Origin of the sequence: Cytobacillus sp. OWB-43 (assembly GCF_034651445.1) — a bacterium.
Taxonomy (GTDB): Bacteria; Bacillota; Bacilli; order Bacillales; family Cytobacillaceae; genus Cytobacillus; species Cytobacillus kochii.
The window spans coordinates 1,398,631-1,416,509 of the sequence record NZ_JAYEFF010000001.1 but is presented as its reverse complement, the minus strand read 5'-3'; the positions used below and the strand labels follow the sequence as shown (position 1 = coordinate 1,416,509).

General features: G+C 37.7%; 18 protein-coding genes. 16 read left to right on the top strand and 2 right to left on the bottom strand.

Features of this window, described 5'->3' with window-relative positions; translation table 11 throughout:
• The first annotated feature begins 4 nt into the window (after positions 1-4).
• Positions 5-184 (top strand): zinc-finger domain-containing protein, encoded by a 180-nt coding sequence (locus U9M49_RS06865; protein ID WP_095372834.1) that lies wholly within the window; start codon positions 5-7, stop codon positions 182-184.
• 40 nt (positions 185-224) lie between these two features.
• Here U9M49_RS06865 and cspD read toward each other — a convergent pair whose 3' ends face one another.
• Positions 225-425, bottom strand: coding sequence for a cold-shock protein CspD (gene cspD, locus U9M49_RS06860; protein WP_053476725.1), 201 nt, complete (start codon positions 423-425; stop codon positions 225-227).
• A gap of 388 nt (positions 426-813) precedes the next feature.
• On the opposite strand from cspD, the gene U9M49_RS06855 reads away from it, so the two are divergent.
• The 9 genes from U9M49_RS06855 (at position 814) to U9M49_RS06815 (ending at position 9,390) form a co-directional block, all read left to right on the top strand.
• Complete coding sequence (locus U9M49_RS06855; RefSeq protein WP_322909540.1) at positions 814-1,140, top strand: hypothetical protein; 327 nt, start codon at positions 814-816, stop codon at positions 1,138-1,140.
• Between the two features lie 264 nt (positions 1,141-1,404).
• Positions 1,405-2,322: a metal ABC transporter solute-binding protein, Zn/Mn family gene (locus U9M49_RS06850; RefSeq protein ID WP_322909539.1), complete on the top strand. Its 918-nt coding sequence runs from the start codon at positions 1,405-1,407 to the stop codon at positions 2,320-2,322.
• A gap of 38 nt (positions 2,323-2,360) precedes the next feature.
• On the top strand, positions 2,361-3,116 hold the full coding sequence (locus U9M49_RS06845) for a metal ABC transporter ATP-binding protein (RefSeq protein WP_370873260.1): 756 nt from the start codon (positions 2,361-2,363) through the stop codon (positions 3,114-3,116).
• A gap of 8 nt (positions 3,117-3,124) precedes the next feature.
• Positions 3,125-4,036, top strand: coding sequence for a metal ABC transporter permease (locus U9M49_RS06840; RefSeq protein ID WP_322909685.1), 912 nt, complete (start codon positions 3,125-3,127; stop codon positions 4,034-4,036).
• The gene (locus U9M49_RS06835; protein WP_322909538.1) at positions 4,037-4,927 is read left to right on the top strand and encodes a metal ABC transporter permease; all 891 of its coding nucleotides are present in this window, start codon (positions 4,037-4,039) and stop codon (positions 4,925-4,927) included.
• Positions 4,928-5,124: 197 nt separating this feature from the next.
• Positions 5,125-7,275: a DNA topoisomerase III gene (locus U9M49_RS06830; protein ID WP_322909537.1), complete on the top strand. Its 2,151-nt coding sequence runs from the start codon at positions 5,125-5,127 to the stop codon at positions 7,273-7,275.
• A gap of 196 nt (positions 7,276-7,471) precedes the next feature.
• Positions 7,472-7,894, top strand: coding sequence for a transcriptional regulator MntR (gene mntR, locus U9M49_RS06825; protein WP_095372840.1), 423 nt, complete (start codon positions 7,472-7,474; stop codon positions 7,892-7,894).
• 118 nt (positions 7,895-8,012) lie between these two features.
• Positions 8,013-8,693, top strand: a complete 681-nt coding sequence (locus U9M49_RS06820) for a class I SAM-dependent methyltransferase (RefSeq protein ID WP_095372841.1) — start codon at positions 8,013-8,015, stop codon at positions 8,691-8,693.
• A 4-nt stretch (positions 8,694-8,697) separates the two neighbouring features.
• A complete protein-coding gene (locus tag U9M49_RS06815; protein WP_095372842.1) occupies positions 8,698-9,390 on the top strand; it encodes an AIM24 family protein in 693 nt (230 codons plus the stop codon).
• A gap of 400 nt (positions 9,391-9,790) precedes the next feature.
• Here the strand turns inward: U9M49_RS06815 and metA are convergent, their stop codons facing one another.
• A complete protein-coding gene (gene metA / locus U9M49_RS06810) occupies positions 9,791-10,699 on the bottom strand; it encodes a homoserine O-acetyltransferase MetA (protein WP_307313168.1) in 909 nt (302 codons plus the stop codon).
• A gap of 188 nt (positions 10,700-10,887) precedes the next feature.
• Here metA and U9M49_RS06805 point away from each other — a divergent pair, with 188 nt between their 5' ends.
• The 6 genes from U9M49_RS06805 (at position 10,888) to U9M49_RS06780 (ending at position 17,754) form a co-directional block, all read left to right on the top strand.
• On the top strand, positions 10,888-12,570 hold the full coding sequence (locus U9M49_RS06805) for a formate--tetrahydrofolate ligase (protein ID WP_322909536.1): 1,683 nt from the start codon (positions 10,888-10,890) through the stop codon (positions 12,568-12,570).
• 24 nt (positions 12,571-12,594) lie between these two features.
• Positions 12,595-13,101 carry a hypothetical protein gene (locus tag U9M49_RS06800; RefSeq protein WP_095372845.1) on the top strand — a complete coding sequence of 169 codons (507 nt, stop codon included), beginning with the start codon at positions 12,595-12,597 and terminating at the stop codon, positions 13,099-13,101.
• Between the two features lie 238 nt (positions 13,102-13,339).
• Positions 13,340-15,223 (top strand): ABC-F family ATP-binding cassette domain-containing protein, encoded by a 1,884-nt coding sequence (locus U9M49_RS06795; protein ID WP_307313174.1) that lies wholly within the window; start codon positions 13,340-13,342, stop codon positions 15,221-15,223.
• A gap of 83 nt (positions 15,224-15,306) precedes the next feature.
• Complete coding sequence (locus U9M49_RS06790; RefSeq protein ID WP_095372847.1) at positions 15,307-16,431, top strand: conserved virulence factor C family protein; 1,125 nt, start codon at positions 15,307-15,309, stop codon at positions 16,429-16,431.
• Positions 16,432-16,718: 287 nt separating this feature from the next.
• Positions 16,719-17,240 (top strand): hypothetical protein, encoded by a 522-nt coding sequence (locus U9M49_RS06785; protein WP_322909535.1) that lies wholly within the window; start codon positions 16,719-16,721, stop codon positions 17,238-17,240.
• Between the two features lie 127 nt (positions 17,241-17,367).
• Positions 17,368-17,754, top strand: a complete 387-nt coding sequence (locus U9M49_RS06780) for a hypothetical protein (RefSeq protein ID WP_322909534.1) — start codon at positions 17,368-17,370, stop codon at positions 17,752-17,754.
• The last annotated feature ends 125 nt before the right edge of the window (positions 17,755-17,879 follow it).

Genomic DNA, 17,879 nt, shown 5'->3' with positions numbered 1-17,879 from the left:
TATTGTGGATGAGAAAAAGAAATTAGTAAAAGAGGTTGATCAAGTCATTGATTTTTATTGTGAGGATTGTTTCTTATACAAATATCATCGTAAAGAATATGGACGAAACTTTGCTCACCGATTTTGTATAACCAAATGTACTGTGGGAGAAAAAATCCAAAGTATTGGCAAAAATTTTACATAATAAAAGGCTGGCAATTTTGCCAGCCTTGATTATATACAGATTAAAGTTTTACAACGTTAGCAGCTTGAGGTCCGCGGTTACCTTCAACGATTTCGAAAGAAACTTCTTGACCTTCTTCTAAAGATTTGAAGCCTTCGCCAGTGATAGCTGTGAAATGTACGAATACATCGTCTCCACCTTCAACTTCGATGAAACCGAAACCTTTTTCATTGTTAAACCATTTTACTTTACCGTTTTGCATGTGAACTTTTCCTCCTAAAACTTTGAAGGCTCCAAGCCTTCAGAAAAAATTTTCATCCAACATAAACATACTGCAATATTATCATGGAATATAGGAAATATATTCTGTTAAATGATGTATTAAATATACAATACTAATCGAATTCCGTCAAGAAATCTGAAAGTTTTTTCTTTAAAATATTGTAAAAATTTCAGTTTTTTCTCCAGGGTGTGGAGTGGCGCTACTAAGTTGGGTTATCAAATGGATATTTTGGTGATAGAAGTAGCTTTATTTAGAAGAATATAACCATCCTAAATGATTGGTTCAAAGTAAGAATGACAAGCTTAGATACATGTTTTTCTATTATGGTTATTAGGAAGAAAGTGTCATAATTAATCGCGGCATTCATATGATAGGTAAATCAATCAAAGAAGGTGGCCATATGTATCGTTTTCGCATCAATGAGAGGGAGTGGATTTTGCGTTTTGCTATTAATGTGGATGCTGATGATATAGAAAAGAATATTATTTTTCAATCGATTGTTAAAATGGGACATGAGATTTTACACTATAATCATGGGGATTCCTTTATTTTATTTGACAAAGATATCGGTGCGATCATTTTTTCAATTGAGACGATCCCATCATATATCCTCACCGTTGCTAACATTATAAATGAAGTCGATTGGTTCCAAATAAAAAATGGCATCGTTTCGAGGAAAAAAGATCAGTATTAGTGATTCTTTAGTCTCTTATGAGAAAAAAATGGTTCCTGAAGTTGATAAACGAACCTTAGTTTGATGCAGTTTATAATAGAAATTGAGAAACCCGCTGTTTGCGGGTTTTTTCTGTTTTGTCATGTTTACTTATTGACGGTTTTTTCACCATGAGTTAAAATGTTGCACATAGGAAACTTTTATAGATTTAGTTAAAAAAAGTGTATCGATTAAAAAAGTATGCATATAATCAAATAAGTAATATAAAGGGAGAGAAGGGTAGAGATGAAAAGAATATTAGTTACTATGTTTAGTTTAATGGTGCTTGCCGCTTGTTCAAGTAATGAAGCAGGAAATACCGAAAATGATCAATTGAAAGTAACAACGACTATTGCTCAAATAGCTGATGGTATTGAGCATATCGGTGGTGAACATGTGGAAGTAAATAGTCTGATGGGACCAGGCACAGATCCACATCTATATAAAGCTACGCAAAGTGACATTAGTCTGCTTCAAGATGCGGATTTAATTATGTATAATGGCTTGCACTTAGAAGGCAAGATGCTTGAAGTGTTAGAGAAAATGGGCGAGAAAACTACTGTTGTGGCAGTAGGCGATTCATTAGAAGAATCCAACTTACTAGCTGATAAAGATAATCAAAATGCGGTAGACCCACATATTTGGTTCGATATTGATTTGTGGATAGAGGCATTGACTACAGCAAAGGATGCATTGATTGAAGTTGATCCTGAAAATAAAGATGATTATGAAGCGAATGCAGAAGCCTATTTTACAGAGCTGAGAGAATTAAAAGCATATGCCAGAGAACAAATTCATTCAATTCCTGAAGAGAAACGTGTTCTAGTCACTGCTCATGACGCTTTTAATTACTTTGGTAATGCTTATGATATGGAAGTTATGGGCTTACAAGGGTTAAGTACAGACGCTGAATATGGTTTAGGGGATGTGCAACATTTAGTGAATACAATTGCTGATAGAGAAATCAATGCCGTTTTTGTAGAGTCAAGTATATCCGAACGATCAATTAATGCAGTGATTGAAGGAGCGAAGGAAAAGGGCCATACGGTAAGTATAGGTGGAGAATTATACTCTGATGCTATGGGAGAAGAGGGCACTGAACTAGGCACTTATGTTGGTATGTATAAACATAATGTAGATACGATTGTTCAATCATTAAAATAAAGGTTGTTTTTATGTAAGTGTATATAGGAGTGATTATAGTGACAAATCCAATAGAAATAAAAAATTTAACTGTAGCCTATGATAAAACGGCAGTACTAAAGGATATTCAATTCTCAATACCAAAAGGCAGTTTAACCGGAATTGTTGGACCAAATGGTGCCGGAAAATCTACTTTGATTAAAGCGATATTGGGCCTAATTCCTAAAGTGTCAGGTGAGATTAAAATATACGGAAAACCTTACAAAGCAAAAGATCGTCTGGTGGGTTATGTGCCCCAACGAGGGTCAGTGGATTGGGATTTTCCAACAAGTGCATTAGATGTTGTCTTAATGGGAAGGTATGGCCATATCGGTTGGTTTAAACGACCAGGTAAAGAGGATACGGCACTCGCAAAAGAAAGTTTGAAGAAAGTGGGAATGGATTCCTACGCCAATAGGCAAATAAGTCAATTATCCGGGGGGCAACAGCAAAGGGTATTCTTAGCAAGAGCGCTCGTTCAAGATGCACAAGTTTACTTTATGGATGAACCCTTTGTCGGTGTGGATGCAGCAACAGAGAAAGCGATTATACAATTATTAACAGACCTTAAAGATCAAGGGAAAACAGTCATTGTTGTTCATCACGACCTACAAACAGTTGAAGAATACTTTGACCATTGTATTTTATTAAATAAAGAAGTCATTGCATCTGGTGTCACTGAAGAGGTTTTTACAGTAGAACAATTACACCAAACATACGGGGGCAAGCTAGCTTTTTTAGATAAAGGAAAAGTAATGGTGGAACAAAAGAGGTGACATGAGTGATGGAACAAATAGGGCAAATGCTACTAGCAGCAAATACGCAGTGGGTGTTAATTGGTACGCTTCTTCTAGGGTTAGCTAGCGGTATTTTAGGGAGTTTTGCCTTACTAAGAAAACAAAGCTTAATCGGAGATGCTGTTGCACATGCTGCATTACCAGGAATATGTATAGGGTTTATGTTAACAGGAGAGCGGTCGCTCATCATCCTTTTAATAGGAGCGACCCTTACAGGTTTACTAGCTGCTTATTGTATTCAATACATTGCCTCCGCGTCTATTTTAAAAGAAGATACGGCCATTTGTTTAATTCTATCCACGTTTTTCGGCGTAGGTATTGTCTTATTAACGAAAGTACAGCAAATGCCTTCTGGCAATAAGAGCGGTCTAGATTCTTTTATCTTTGGTCAGGCAGCAGGAATGGTTAGTAGTGATGTGAAATTAATGGCAGGGGCAGCGGCATTATTACTTATGGTGACCATTATTTTCTTTAAAGAATTTAAACTAATTACTTTTGATGTGGAATTCGCTAAAGGCTTAGGTTTACCGGTTAGCGCGTTAAACTTTTTGTTTATGACCCTTTTAGTAGCTGTTGTTGTAATCGGTATTCAGGCAGTCGGTGTCATTCTGATGGCGGCATTAGTTATTACACCTGCGATATCTGCCCGTTATTGGACGAATTCACTTAGTAAAATGGTCATGATTTCTGGCATATTCGGAGCGATATCAGGTGTGATTGGTACTTTGATTAGTTCACTAGATAGAGGGATTCCAACTGGCCCCTTTATCGTAGTAACTGCTACGATTATCTTTTTTATATCCATTCTATTTGCACCTGCCCGTGGTATCATCACACTTAAAATCAAACGGAGAATGACCAATCAAAAGCTTCTTCGTGAACAAGGGCAGGTGAAGTAGATGAGTTATGAAATTTGGATTATTATTGTCGCATCATTAGTGGGCATTACTTGTGGTGTAATCGGCTGTTTCCTCATTTTACGGAAGTTGGCGATGCTTGCTGATGCAATTAGTCATACAGTTTTGTTGGGGATTGTGCTTGCTTTTCTAATCAGTCAATCAATGAATGGAATTTATATGCTCATCGGTGCTGCAATAGTTGGTTTATTTACGGCTATGCTTATCCAATTTCTTAATCATAAGGGCATTCAGGAAGACGCATCAATTGGCGTCGTGTTTACCTTCTTTTTTGCTATTGGCGTGATACTTATCACAGTGTTTGCTGATAGTGTTCATTTAGATGTCGACCATGCTTTAATGGGTGAAATTGCCTTTGTTCCATTCGACATGGTGGAAATCGGTTTTTTACCACCGCTTCCAAAAGCATTCATCATGTTGATGAGTATACTGATATTAAATATTATTTTGATGATATTATTTTATAAAGAACTAAAAATTACATCTTTTGACCCTGCACTTGCTGCTTCTATCGGTATTCCAGTTATGTTTATTCATTACTTATTGATGGGCATGGTTTCAGTATCAACTGTCGCTTCATTTGATAGTGTCGGTGCCATACTTGTCGTAGCGATGTTAATAGCACCAGGTGCTTCTGCTTATTTATTAACCAATAAACTAAGTCATATGCTGTGTTTAAGTGCATTCTTCGGAGTAATAGCAGCGATTAGTGGTTATTATGTAGCTACCTGGATTGACAGTTCAATCTCTGGTTCAATGGCGATGATGAGTGGGGTTCTATTCGCGCTCGTGTTTATCTTTTCACCAACAAAAGGACTGTTAGGTAAAAAGCTGAATCATAAACGTTTTCGATCAGGAACTACTGCTCCTTAAATCGTGTTCATATGTAATAAAGGCTGTTATTTAAAATAGCAGCCTTTATTCTACTTTTGTTAAATAAAAGTTTACGAACGGGAATGTATAAATCATTTATAGTAATCCATCTTAAGATATCGACCTCTTACTTCTTGCTTTCTTCACATTTTTTAGTAAGATAGAAACATAATATTTTGATAGAAAAGAGAGTAAGAATGAAACTAATTATTGCAGAAAAACCAGACCAAGGAGCTACACTCGCTTCTGTTTTCCCCAAAAAGAAACACCAAGGCTATATCGAAATTCTTCCTAATCCTATTTTGACAGATGGTGGCTTTATCACATGGGCTATCGGGCATTTATGTCAACTCTCTCCTCCTGAAGTGTATAATACAACTTGGAAAAAATGGACATTAGATACACTCCCTCTTCTACCTAACCAGTTTCAGCACGAAGTCTCCAAAGATAAAATAAAGCAATTCCAGGTCATTAAAAAGCTCTTATCACATCCAGAGGTGAATGAAGTTATTCATGCGGGAGATGCAGGGAGAGAAGGGGAACTGATAATAAGAAATATATTGCGTCAAGCAAAATCAAATTTGCCAATGAAGAGATTATGGATTTCTTCATTAACGCCGAATGCCATTAAAAAAGGGTTTCAACAGCTATTAGATGAAGAAGATACGCGAAACCTTTTTTTCGAAGCTTATACAAGGTCATGTGCCGATTGGATTGTCGGAATGAATGCTTCTAGACTATATACGTTATTATTACAACAAAAAGGATTCTCAGATGTATTCTCGGTTGGTAGAGTACAAACACCTACATTAGCATTGATTGTAAAAAAGGAGCTTGAAATTGAATCTTTTGTTTCTGAACCTTTTTGGGAAGTAGAAGCAACCTTCAAGATCACCGGGAAAAAATATAAGGGGAAATGGGAAGATAAGGGTAATAGTCGTATTATGGACAGCGCATTAGCTCAGAAAATTGCTTTGTTTTGCCAAGGGAAGGAAGCAACAATAGCAGATATAAAAAAGGAAAAGAAAGAATTCCTACCGCCTCAATTGTATAATTTGTCAGCACTTCAAGCAGAAGCGAATCGGCGTTATAAATTCTCACCTAAGAAAACACTTGATATTGTTCAAAAGTTATACCAAAAAGGGTGGGTTTCTTATCCTCGTTCCGATTCAAGGCATATTACCACGGAGGAGGCCAACACATTGCCACAAATTTTGGCTCGTTATGAAAAAATAAAGGATTATGAGGATTTCTTTCCTTTACCGTTTTCCTCCATCATTCAGAATAAGCGCTATGTGGATGAAAAGAAAGTGACTGACCATTATGCCATTATTCCGACTGAGCAAATTCCAGACTTCTCCAAACTTGCTTCTGAGGAGAAAAAACTTTATGACCTAATTGCGAAAAGTGTCATCGCTGCCCACCATAAGAAAGCAATAATCGAGTACTCAACAATTAGAACTCTGGTTGATGAGCGAGCGATGTTCATTTCTAAAGGGAAAGTAATTGTTGATCAAGGCTATCGCCAAGTGATTTCTCCAGTTGAGAAAGATAAAGATGTGAATCTCCCCTTATTAGATAAAGAAGATAAAGGAATAACAGAAAAAACAGAAGTAAAGGAGAGTAAAACACAGCCTCCTAAAAGATACACTGAAGGTCAATTAATAACGTTGATGAAAACAGCAGGAAAACATATCGATGATAAAGAACTTGAACAAGTATTAACACAGACAGAAGGACTTGGAACTGAAGCAACAAGAGCGGGCATTATTACGATGCTAAAAGATCGTGGTTATATTGATGTGAAAAAGAATATAGTCTATGCTACTTCAAAAGCTAAGGTTCTCATTATCGCGGTTGGTAAAGAGATATTAGCATCTCCTGAAATGACGGCGAAATGGGAGCAACGCTTAAAGCAAATCTCTAAAGGAGAGGCATCGCCTAAACAATTTATGGATCAAACAAGTCAAATGGTCCATCATTTAATTGCCGCTACGAAGGAAGTAACGAATGAATGGATATTCTCTGAAGAAGATAAACAACAATTTATCCCAAAAACATTTAAGAAAAAGCGACAATCCCCATTAGGTAATTGTCAATTATGTGATGGTCAAGTGGTAGACAAGGGTAAATTTTTTGGTTGCAGCAACTATCAGAAAAAGAATTGTACATTTACCTTATCTAAGAAAATTCTCGGTAAGTCAATGACACAAAAAATAGTGAAACAACTGTTGAAAAGTGGTGAGACTGATGTGCTGGAGGGTTTCCAAGGGAAAGACAAATTGTTTGCAGCAGCATTGGTGTGGGATAAAAAGGAAAATAAAATTAAATTTAAGTTTCCAACCTAAGTCTTTCCGTCTATTCCCATATCTTCCTTGTTTCATGAGGATTCTTATAGTAATATTTTAAGTAGTGGTTTTTCATTTGCGTTATAACAGCTTATGAAACCACTATCATTATGCTTTTTTTGATCAAGTAAGCGGCTATACTGTATGTAACAAATATCGTTTATCATAGATGTTAGCCTTTTTTGGGAGGATCCACATGCCAACACCTAGTATGGAAGATTATATAGAACAAATCTATTTATTAATTGAAGAAAAAGGCTATGCACGCGTTTCTGATATCGCAGAAGCACTATCTGTCCACCCTTCTTCAGTCACTAAAATGGTGCAGAAATTAGATAAAGATGAATATCTCGTATATGAAAAATACCGTGGTTTAGTATTAACGACAAAAGGAAAGAAAATAGGCAAACGCCTCGTTTACCGCCATGAGTTATTAGAGCAAATGCTTCGAATTATTGGTGTGAAAGAAGAACATATATATGAAGATGTTGAAGGAATTGAACATCATTTAAGTTGGGATGCTATTGACCGCATTGGTGATTTAGTACAGTTTTTCGAAGAGAATAAAGATAGAGTAGAGTCATTAAGAGTGGTGCAACGAAAAAATGAAGAAGAATAAAAGCAGAGTTATGGAGGGTGGATAACTCTGCTTTTTTTACATTAATATAGACAGAAAATTAAATATTTTATATCACATAATGTAAAAATAGGTATAAAGAGGGTTAGGTGAATATTTGATGGCTGAATTTGATTGGAAAAAGGCATCTGCTACAGAATGGGATAAGCGGTCGGATAGTTGGCATGAAAGATCAGAAAGTATGTGGAATGAAGGGAGCCGCAAGGAAATTATCCCTTTCTTCCTTCAGTACCTAAAGGCGAATAATCAGGTATGTGACCTTGGTTGTGGTGATGGAATGGGAGCTTATAAGCTTTCAACACATGCCATCAATGTAGTTGGGGTCGACGTATCTGATGAAATGCTTATAAAAGCAAACCGGGTGAACCAAACGAATGATAACCAATTTATCAAAGGGGATTTATCAGAACTTCCATTTGCTGAGCATCATTTTGACGGGGTGTTGGCAATAAATTCTATGGAATGGACAGAAAATCCGTATAATGCAATGAAAGAGGCTGTGAGAATATTGAAGCCGGGTGGTTATGGATGTTTTGGGATACTGGGACCAACTGCGGGACCTAGAAACAATAGTTTTCCTAGATTACTAGGAGAAAAGGTCATTTGCAACACGATGATGCCATGGGAGTTTGAACAGCTAATGCAAGGGCTCCCAATGAAAAAAGTGGCAGAGCAAGGTGTTTATAAAAAGGCTGCAGAGTCGTTACCTAAAGGAGGATTACCTCTTCCATTGCAACAAGCACTATCTTTTATGTGGATTTTTATTTTTCAAAAGGAGTGAGCTTATGAGTAGGTACTCATTATCAGAGTTTGTAGAGAAAACAGAGCAAGAAGATAGGGGTCAGGGCCTATTTGAGTTAGAAACGGACCGGTTATTAGAAGTGAACTTACAACAGCAGATTTGGGCAAAAGCTGGTTCCATGATTGCGTATGAAGGTCAAATCAAATTTGTTCGTGAAGGGATTTTAGAACATGGAATTGGGAAAATGTTCAAACGTGCTTTCTCTGGGGAGAGCACAGCTCTTATGAAGGCAACAGGTAGGGGGAAACTCTATTTAGCGGATCAAGGAAAGAAGATTTCCATCATCCGCTTTCATAATGATACATTATGCGTGAGTGCCAATGATTTATTAGCGTTTGAACCAAGTTTGAAGTGGGACGTCAAGCTTATGAGAAAAGTAGCTGGCATCGTTTCAGGTGGACTATTCAATATTCGCTTAGAAGGGGAGGGAATGGCGGCAATAACGACTCATTATGAACCATTAACACTAAAGGTAACTCCTGATAAACCGGTATTAACAGATCCGCATGCAACGGTCGCTTGGTCTGGCCATTTGCAACCGGAATTCGTTGCGGATGTCTCATTCAAAACATTTGTAGGCCGTGGTAGCGGTGACTCAGTGCAAATGAAATTTTCAGGTGAAGGTTTTGTCGTTGTCCAACCGTATGAAGAAGGTGGCTATGTGCAGCAGAATTAGTGTACATGTATTGGTTGTTTGTATAGCGGAATTTTTTAAAAGGGCCTCAAAAGAGAGGCGCTGCTCATGGGCGATGAAAGTGACTATAGGGAGTAGTGCAAAAAGGGGGAAAACACCGCTTTTGATTATGGAAACTGACCTGATCATAATGCAATAATGAAACTCAGTTTTTAAAATACTGTTTCCCAAGGAGAGGAATTAAGGAATCTCTCAATAATAGTTCTACTATTGCTCGAAACGGAGTAATCAAAATTATTGCCGAAATTGCTATTGTGACCATTTTTGTCCGAGTAGAATCCTCTTAATTGTCAACTGTCTAGTTCTTCAAAATCAATTCCTATTCACAATGTATGCAAAATAAAAAAATAGCCAATCCGTATATTCTACGGATCGGCTATTTTTAATCCCATTCATAGGGTGTTTGTTGATAAACATAGTAATTTAACCAGTTGGAGAATAATAGATGGGCGTGCGAACGCCATTTGTTTTTTGGTGTCTTGGTTGGGTCATCATTGGGATAATAGTGATTCGGAATGGCTATGGGCAATCCTTTTGCCCGATCTCGCTCATATTCTTCAGCAAGTGTCGTTGCTTCATATTCAAGGTGACCGGTAATCATAATTTGTTTACCTTCATTGGCGCTCATAATAAAAGCACCCGCTTGAGGTGATGCAGCAAGAACCTTGACCTTACTATGATTCTTTAACTCTTCTAATGATATATCCGTATGCCTTGAATGGGGTGCGACAAAAGAGTCATCAAAACCGCGTAATAAGTTTTCTGACCAATTTTCTACATCATGGTCAAACACGCCGAAACATTTTTCCGGTAGCTCAAACTTATCAATATTGAAATGATGGTAAAGTGCTGCTTGTGCTCCCCAACAAATATGGAGTGTACTCGTGACATTGGTTTTTGTCCAGTCCATTATTTCTTTTAACTCTTCCCAATAATCGACTTCTTCAAAGGAGAGTAATTCAATCGGAGCACCCGTAATAATCATGCCATCAAACTTTTTTTGTTTGATTTCAGAAAATGTTGAATAAAACTGCTCAAGATGGATGTGGCTTGTATTTTTTGATTGATGTGTAACGGTTTTCAACAAGGTAATATTGACTTGAAGCGGTGTATTACCTAATAACCTTAATAAATGTGTTTCTGTTTTTTCTTTTTGCGGCATGAGGTTAAGTATAAGTATGTTTAATGGGCGAATATCTTGCCCCTTAGCGCGACCTTCATCCATAATGAATATTTGCTCTTCCTCGAGAATTTCCCGTGCTGGAAGTCCTTGTGGAATGGTGATTGGCAAGTGATCATCCCCTACTGTGTGAAATTTCAATAAACTTATTATAAAGACGTTTAACTTATTGAGCAACCTGAAAACCTTAAAATTATCATTAATTTGAAAATTTCTCGTCACATATCATTATTTAGATTTAGGAAGTGATACAATAGTAACGCTTGCAATGACAACTGGTATAGAGGAGAGGAAAAGCGATGGGGAAATATGTGAAGTCAGATATTGAAATTGCTCAAGAAACAACGATGAAACCAATTCACCAGATTGGGGAAAAGCTCGGACTTACGGCCGATGATTTAGAGCAATTTGGTAAATATAAAGCGAAACTTACAGCCGAAACACTTAAAAGAGTGGAGAGTAAGGAAAATGGGAAATTAATTCTTGTTACAGCCATTAATCCCACACCTGCAGGCGAAGGGAAATCAACTGTTACTGTAGGTTTAGGTGATGCATTAAATCTGTTAGGGAAAAAGTCGATGATTGCCATGAGAGAACCATCTCTAGGTCCAACAATGGGCATTAAAGGTGGAGCGACAGGAGGGGGATATTCACAAGTCGTACCGATGGAAGATATTAACCTTCATTTTACAGGTGATATTCATGCGATTACTACAGCAAATAATGCCTTATCTGCCTTAATCGATAATCATATCCAACAAGGAAATGATCTTAAAATTGACCAGAGAAGAATTATTTGGAAAAGAGTGATGGATTTAAATGATCGTGCGCTAAGAAATGTCATTGTTGGTCTGGGAGGTCCTGCTCAAGGTATTCCGCGAGAAGATGGTTTTGATATTACAGTGGCCTCTGAAGTAATGGCTGTACTATGTTTAGCGAAAGACCTACATGATTTGAAGAAAAGATTAGGCAAAATGATTATTGCTTATAATATTAACAAACAACCGGTTACGGTGGCTGATTTAGGTGCTGAAGGTGCTTTAACCCTTTTATTAAAAGAGGCAATCAAGCCTAATTTAGTACAAACTTTAGCACATACACCTGCACTTATACACGGTGGACCATTTGCGAATATTGCACATGGTTGTAATAGTGTGATCGCGACAAACACTGCTTTGAAGTTAGCTGATTATGTTGTAACAGAAGCTGGATTTGGCGCCGATTTAGGAGCAGAGAAATTTTTACATATAAAAGCGAGAAATATGGGTGTAAGTCCTGATGCAGTTGTCATTGTGGCGACGATTCGTGCACTTAAGATGCATGGGGGCGTCGCTAAGGAAAATCTCAGCTCAGAGAACACGGCTGCACTAGCAAAAGGATTTTCTAATTTGAAAAAGCATGTTGAAACAGTTCAGAGTTTCGGATTGCCGTTCGTTATTGCACTTAATCGCTTTAATGGTGATTCCGCAGATGAAATTGAGACTTTTAAAGAGTTGTGTGAAGAGCAAAATATACAATGGTCACTAACAGAAGTATGGGCAGAAGGAGGAACAGGTGGCTTACAGTTAGCAGAGAAAGTGTTAGAGCAAATTGCAAAAACAGACCAATCGTTTACACCACTTTACAATTTACATGACAGCTTAGAAGAGAAAATTGAAACAATTGCTAAAAATGTGTATGGTGCAAGCAGAGTTGAGTTTACATCGAAAGCAAAGAAACAATTAGCCGATTTTGAACGCTTTGGCTGGTCTCAGCTCCCTATATGTATGGCTAAAACCCAATACTCATTATCCGATGATGCAGCAAAATTAGGTCTTCCTTCTGACTTCACAATAACTATAAGAGAATTAAAGCCCTCTGTAGGTGCCGGTTTTATTGTGGCATTAACAGGAGCTGTTATGACAATGCCTGGGTTACCTAAAGTACCCGCAGCGATGCAAATGGATGTGGATCAACAAGGACAAGCGAAAGGATTATTTTAATCAATATAAAGGGGAATTGATACATTGTTTGACCCAATAGCTTTTGATAATATGAAGGTTGTTTTAGAGGGGCATATTTATGATTTTGATTTAACGGGTGAAATGAAGATAATCGATCGAAATGATTGGATGAATCTAGCGAAATTTAGCCGACGCTATGACATCTCATTTACGGATACAACCGTTGCTAACACTTTATCAGCAAAAATTACCTTACAGGCCAATTTGCAACAAATTACGGCGGAATTGCAGCCTACGCACCCATTCACAAATGAAATCGGTGCTCATCTATCCATCTCTTTTATTCTGCAAAAACAGGAAAAAAATAAGTTAGAATCAGCTTACGAGCAAGTCGTTAAACAATGGGGGAATCGCCGTACCATTCAACAACGATTAATAAAGGTAGAGAATGAATGGACGCAAGAGATAGTAGTCAATTTTGACAGACTGATAACAGAAGATCAATTAGAAGACTTACTTGATTTAATTGACTACACACAACAAACATTAATAGTATTAGATCAATATTAGAGGTTTGAGACAATAGGTGAGATGGTATTCTTACATGGCAACGCTAAAAAGCGGTGCTCAGTAGAACAATCCAGTTCCTATTGTCTCGACTTTTTTTATAAAAAATTGTATGAGTAAAGTTGATAAGCATGAATATATCACGGATCGCCATTTTTCATGTTACAATTAGCTATTAGAATAGTTAATAGACTAACCGCAATATAGCTGGTTTAGATAGATTAATGAATGGATGGTCGAAATGAAAAATATATCATTAGAAAATATAACAAAAACTTACGGTGAAAAAGAGCTATTTAAGCAAATTAATTTTACTATCGGAGAAAATGACCGCGTTGGCTTAATTGGTGTAAATGGAACAGGAAAGTCATCACTGTTAAAAATCGTCGCTGGTATTGATTTGCCTGATGCTGGAGAGATTATTGCGCCTAAGGATTATTCAGTCTCCTACGCTGAACAAGAACCTAAATTAGACGAACAATTGACTATACTTGAACAAGTATTTGCAGGCGATTCTCCTTTACTCGTGCTTTTAAGAGAGTATGAGCAAGCATTAATCGCTTTGAATGAACATCCAGATCATAGCGAAGTACAGGAGCATCTTTTCCAATTACAAAAAAAATTAGATGCTAATAATGGGTGGGAAGCAAGTACAAATGCCAAAACGATCCTAACAAAACTAGGTATTGTCGACTTTGAAAAAAAAGTTGGTGAATTGTCCGGTGGACAAAAAAAACGGGTAGCGTTAGCACAAACGTTGATACAAGATAGTGATTTATTAATTCTCGACGAGCCAACGAATCATCTTGATCATGAATCGGTTCAATGGCTAGAAGAGTATCTTACCCGATACCGGGGAGCAATTCTGCTTGTGACACATGATCGCTATTTCCTTGATCGTGTGACAAACCGGATGTTTGAACTTGATGCGGCACAATTATACAGTTATAAAGGTAACTATGGAGCATTCCTTGAGGCGAAAGCGGTCCGAGAGGAGAATGAAGCAGCTGTAATCGATAAACAACGGAATTTATATCGTAGAGAGTTAGAGTGGATGAGACGCGGTGCCAAGGCGCGAACAACCAAACAAAAAGCGCGCATAGATCGTTTTGATCAATTAGATGAAAAATTGACAAATGTTACTTCAAGTGAAAAATTAGACATGTCTTTAAGTGGTAGTCGGTTAGGAAAGCAAGTATTTGAGTTGAAATCAGCGACAAAATACTATGGTGATTTAGCCATCCTAAAAAACTATGACCTGCTAGTGAAACCAGGTGACCGACTAGGCATTATTGGTCAAAATGGGACAGGAAAAACCACTTTTCTAAATATTTTAGCCGGCAATTTACCGTTAGACCAAGGTGAGAGAATCATCGGTCAGACGGTTAAAATCGCTTATTACACACAGGAAAGTGAAGAAATGGATGAGAGCAAAAGAGTGATTGAATACTTAAAGGAAGCGGCCGAAGTAATCGAAACAACTGACGGAAAAACGATATCTGCTGCTCAAATGCTTGAGCGTTTTCTGTTTCCACCTTATATGCATGGTACATTAATTAGAAAACTTTCAGGTGGAGAAAAACGTAGATTATATTTATTGAAAATCTTAATGACTTCACCGAATGTTTTGCTTTTAGACGAGCCGACAAATAATCTTGATACACAGACGTTAACGGTGCTAGAGGATTATCTAGAAAGCTTTGCTGGTGTGGTTATAACGGTTTCACATGATCGTTATTTTCTTGATAAAGTCGCCACTCAATTACTTGTATTACAAGGAAATGGGGAAATAACTAGTTATTATGGGAATTATAGTGAATACCTTGAGAAATCAAAACAAGCATCAAGTAAAAAAGCGGATGAGAAAAAGATAGTAGAAGTAAAGGAAGAAAGTAAACCAAAAAAGAAAAAGCTTTCCTATAATGAAGCAAGAGAATGGGAGCAAATCGATGATAAAATGGAAGCGATTGAAAGTCGATTGAAAGAAATCGATGAGGATATGAACAATATTGGTAGTGATTTCGAGAAAGCTCAACAGCTCATGGATGAACAAAAAAAGCTAAATCATGATTTAGAATATCTCATTGAACGTTGGAGTTATCTGTCTGAATGGGCAGATGCTTAATCAATGTAGATAAATGAAAGTAGACGATGATTTATGTTAGAATAATTATCATGAGAGAACAATTAAAGTAAAGGGTGATTTCATTGATTATAAAAGCGATTGAACCTACACCAAGTCCGAATACGATGAAGGTGATCTTAGATAAAGAACTGCCTATGGGGACAAGCAATAATTACAAAGTAGGTCAGGCTGAAGGAGCGCCGGAAGTCATTGTTGATATCTTAAAAATAGATGGAATTAAAGGTGTCTATCATGTAGCCGATTTTCTTGCAGTCGAACGAAATGCGAAATTCGATTGGAAAGATTTACTTCCTCAAGTGAGAGCAGCCTTTGGTGAAGAAGCTGAGAGTGCTGGGGGAACGGAAGTAAATGAACATTTTGGTGAAGTACAAGCTTTTGTGCAAACGTATAAAGGCATACCGATGCAAGTGAAATTAACAGATGGTACAGAAGAAAAGCGCTTTGGCTTACCGGAACTTTATGTTAAAGCCGTAGGTGATGCACAAGCACCTGATGATAATGTAGTCATGGTAAGAAAGTGGAAAGAACTAGGAGTGCGTTATGGTGAATTCGAACAAGTGGGTAAAGAAGTAGTGGATGAGATTCTAGCTGCATACCCAGAGGAAAGAGTAAAAACACTCATCACTGCAGCCCAAAGTCCAGAATCAGAAGAAGCATTGGCACCAAGAGTCCGTCTTAAACTTACCCCAGATGATTTAAAAGTGGAAGACTGGCGTATACGCTATCAAAAGCTTGAGCAAATGGCTGATCCTTCTCTAGATGATTTAGATGTACTTGACTTTGCCCTTCAAGATGAAAAAGCGTCTGTGCGAAGATTAGCAACTGTTTACTTAGGGATGATTGAAGACGTTCAAGTACTACCTTATCTATATAAAGCGCTAACAGATAAATCAGTCACAGTGCGAAGAACAGCGGGGGATTGTTTATCAGATCTCGGCTTCCCTGAAGCTTCTGAAAAAATGATGGAAGCATTATCTGATAAAAGCAAGCTGGTTCGCTGGCGTGCAGCAATGTTCTTATACGAAGTAGGCGACGAAAAAGCGCTTCCTGCCTTAAAAGCAGCTGAAAATGATAATGAATTTGAAGTAAGTCTGCAAATTAAACTAGCAATTGAAAGAATTGAGCAAGGCGAAGAAGCAAAAGGGTCTGTATGGAAGCAAATGACAGAATCACGGAAAAATGGATGAGTTAGAAGGACACCTGCATGCGCAACATGCAGGTGTCCTTTTTCAATCATAACCAGTATACGACGAAGCCGTAGGTAATTTTTTTGTGTTAGAACTGAGGATAAGCAGGGTTCAGTCCAAAAGAAACTCGATCAAAAAGTAGAGATAGAAACATAGATATAGAAGGTTTTTACATTGGCAGGAATAGTGTTATGTCGAGATGTGTGCGTGCCTCCATGAGTTGAGTGAAAAAGAGTGGGCAAACCGGAATTGCACGTCGGCCAGGTTAGAAAAAGGGAATGAGAGCTATGGAAATTGGATTTGCGAGTCACTCGGGTTTGGAAATGAGTTTGAGAGCAGTGCAAATTGGATTTGCGAGTCACTCAGGTTTGGAAATGAAGTTGAGAGCAGAGCAAATTGGATTTGCGAGTCACTCAGGTTTGGAAATGAGATTGAGAGCAGTGCAAATTGGATTTGCAGGTCACTCAGGTTCGGAAATGAGATTGAGAGCAGTGCAAACAGGTTTTGTGAGTCACTCAGGTTCGGAAATAAGATTGAGAGCAGTGCAAACAGTTTTTGCAGGTCACTCAGATTCCCAAATGAAGTTGAGAGCAGTGCAAACAGATTTTGCAAATCACTCAGATTCGAAAATGAGATTGAGAGCAATGCAAATAGGTTTTGCAGGTCACTCAGATTCGAAAATGAGGTTGAGAGCAGAGCAAATTGGATTTGTGAGTCACTCAGATTCCCAAATGAAGTTGAGAGCAGTGCAAATTGGATTTGCGAGTCACTCAGATTCGAAAATGAGGTTGAGAGCAGAGCAAATATGATTTGCAAGTCGCTCAGGTCGAAAAAAAGTAATGAGAGCAGAGCAAATTGGATTTGCGAGTCACACAGATTCGCAAATAAGATTGAGAGCAGTGCAGACAGATTTTGTGAGTCACTCAGATTCCCCAAATGAGTTTGAGAGCTGTACAAATTGGTTTTGCAAGTCACTCAAATCTACAAATAAGATTGAGAGCAATGCAAACAGGTTTTGCAGGTCACTCAGATTCCCAAATGAGGTTGAGAGCAATGCAAATAGGTTTTGCAGGTCACTCAGGCTCCCAAATGAGGTTGAGAGCAGAGCAAATTGGATTTGCAAGTCACTCAGGTCGAAAAAAAGTAATGAGAGCAGAGCAAACAGGTTTTGCAAATCACTCAGGTTCGGAAATGAGATTGAGAGCAGAGCAAACAGGTTTTGCAAGTCACTCAGATTCGCAAAAGAGATTGAGTTCCTATCTGGTTAAGCAATTTGCAGAAATCAAGGTTTTAACACAGGTATATTTTACGATGGTAGATTAGTTGGGATGAGTTCACTTCATTTTATCAATTGGAAGACAAAACATACGAGCATGGGATACTATTGAAGGTAAGGGGATAATTTCAATGTTGTGTAAAAGCACTGCTTGACTATATTCTCTGTGATT

Excerpts from the sequence above, each read along its gene's own strand:
- U9M49_RS06785 (WP_322909535.1), top strand. The coding sequence starts at position 16,719 with ATGGAAATTGGATTTGCGAGTCACTCGGGTTTGGAAATGAGTTTGAGA.
- U9M49_RS06830 (WP_322909537.1), top strand. The coding sequence starts at position 5,125 with ATGAAACTAATTATTGCAGAAAAACCAGACCAAGGAGCTACACTCGCT.
- U9M49_RS06780 (WP_322909534.1), top strand. The coding sequence starts at position 17,368 with ATGAGTTTGAGAGCTGTACAAATTGGTTTTGCAAGTCACTCAAATCTA.
- U9M49_RS06855 (WP_322909540.1), top strand. The coding sequence starts at position 814 with ATGATAGGTAAATCAATCAAAGAAGGTGGCCATATGTATCGTTTTCGC.
- U9M49_RS06840 (WP_322909685.1), top strand. The coding sequence starts at position 3,125 with ATGGAACAAATAGGGCAAATGCTACTAGCAGCAAATACGCAGTGGGTG.
- U9M49_RS06850 (WP_322909539.1), top strand. The coding sequence starts at position 1,405 with ATGAAAAGAATATTAGTTACTATGTTTAGTTTAATGGTGCTTGCCGCT.
- U9M49_RS06795 (WP_307313174.1), top strand. The coding sequence starts at position 13,340 with ATGAAAAATATATCATTAGAAAATATAACAAAAACTTACGGTGAAAAA.
- U9M49_RS06805 (WP_322909536.1), top strand. The coding sequence starts at position 10,888 with ATGGGGAAATATGTGAAGTCAGATATTGAAATTGCTCAAGAAACAACG.
- mntR (WP_095372840.1), top strand. The coding sequence starts at position 7,472 with ATGCCAACACCTAGTATGGAAGATTATATAGAACAAATCTATTTATTA.
- U9M49_RS06815 (WP_095372842.1), top strand. The coding sequence starts at position 8,698 with ATGAGTAGGTACTCATTATCAGAGTTTGTAGAGAAAACAGAGCAAGAA.
- cspD (WP_053476725.1), bottom strand. The coding sequence starts at position 425 with ATGCAAAACGGTAAAGTAAAATGGTTTAACAATGAAAAAGGTTTCGGT.
- U9M49_RS06820 (WP_095372841.1), top strand. The coding sequence starts at position 8,013 with ATGGCTGAATTTGATTGGAAAAAGGCATCTGCTACAGAATGGGATAAG.
- U9M49_RS06835 (WP_322909538.1), top strand. The coding sequence starts at position 4,037 with ATGAGTTATGAAATTTGGATTATTATTGTCGCATCATTAGTGGGCATT.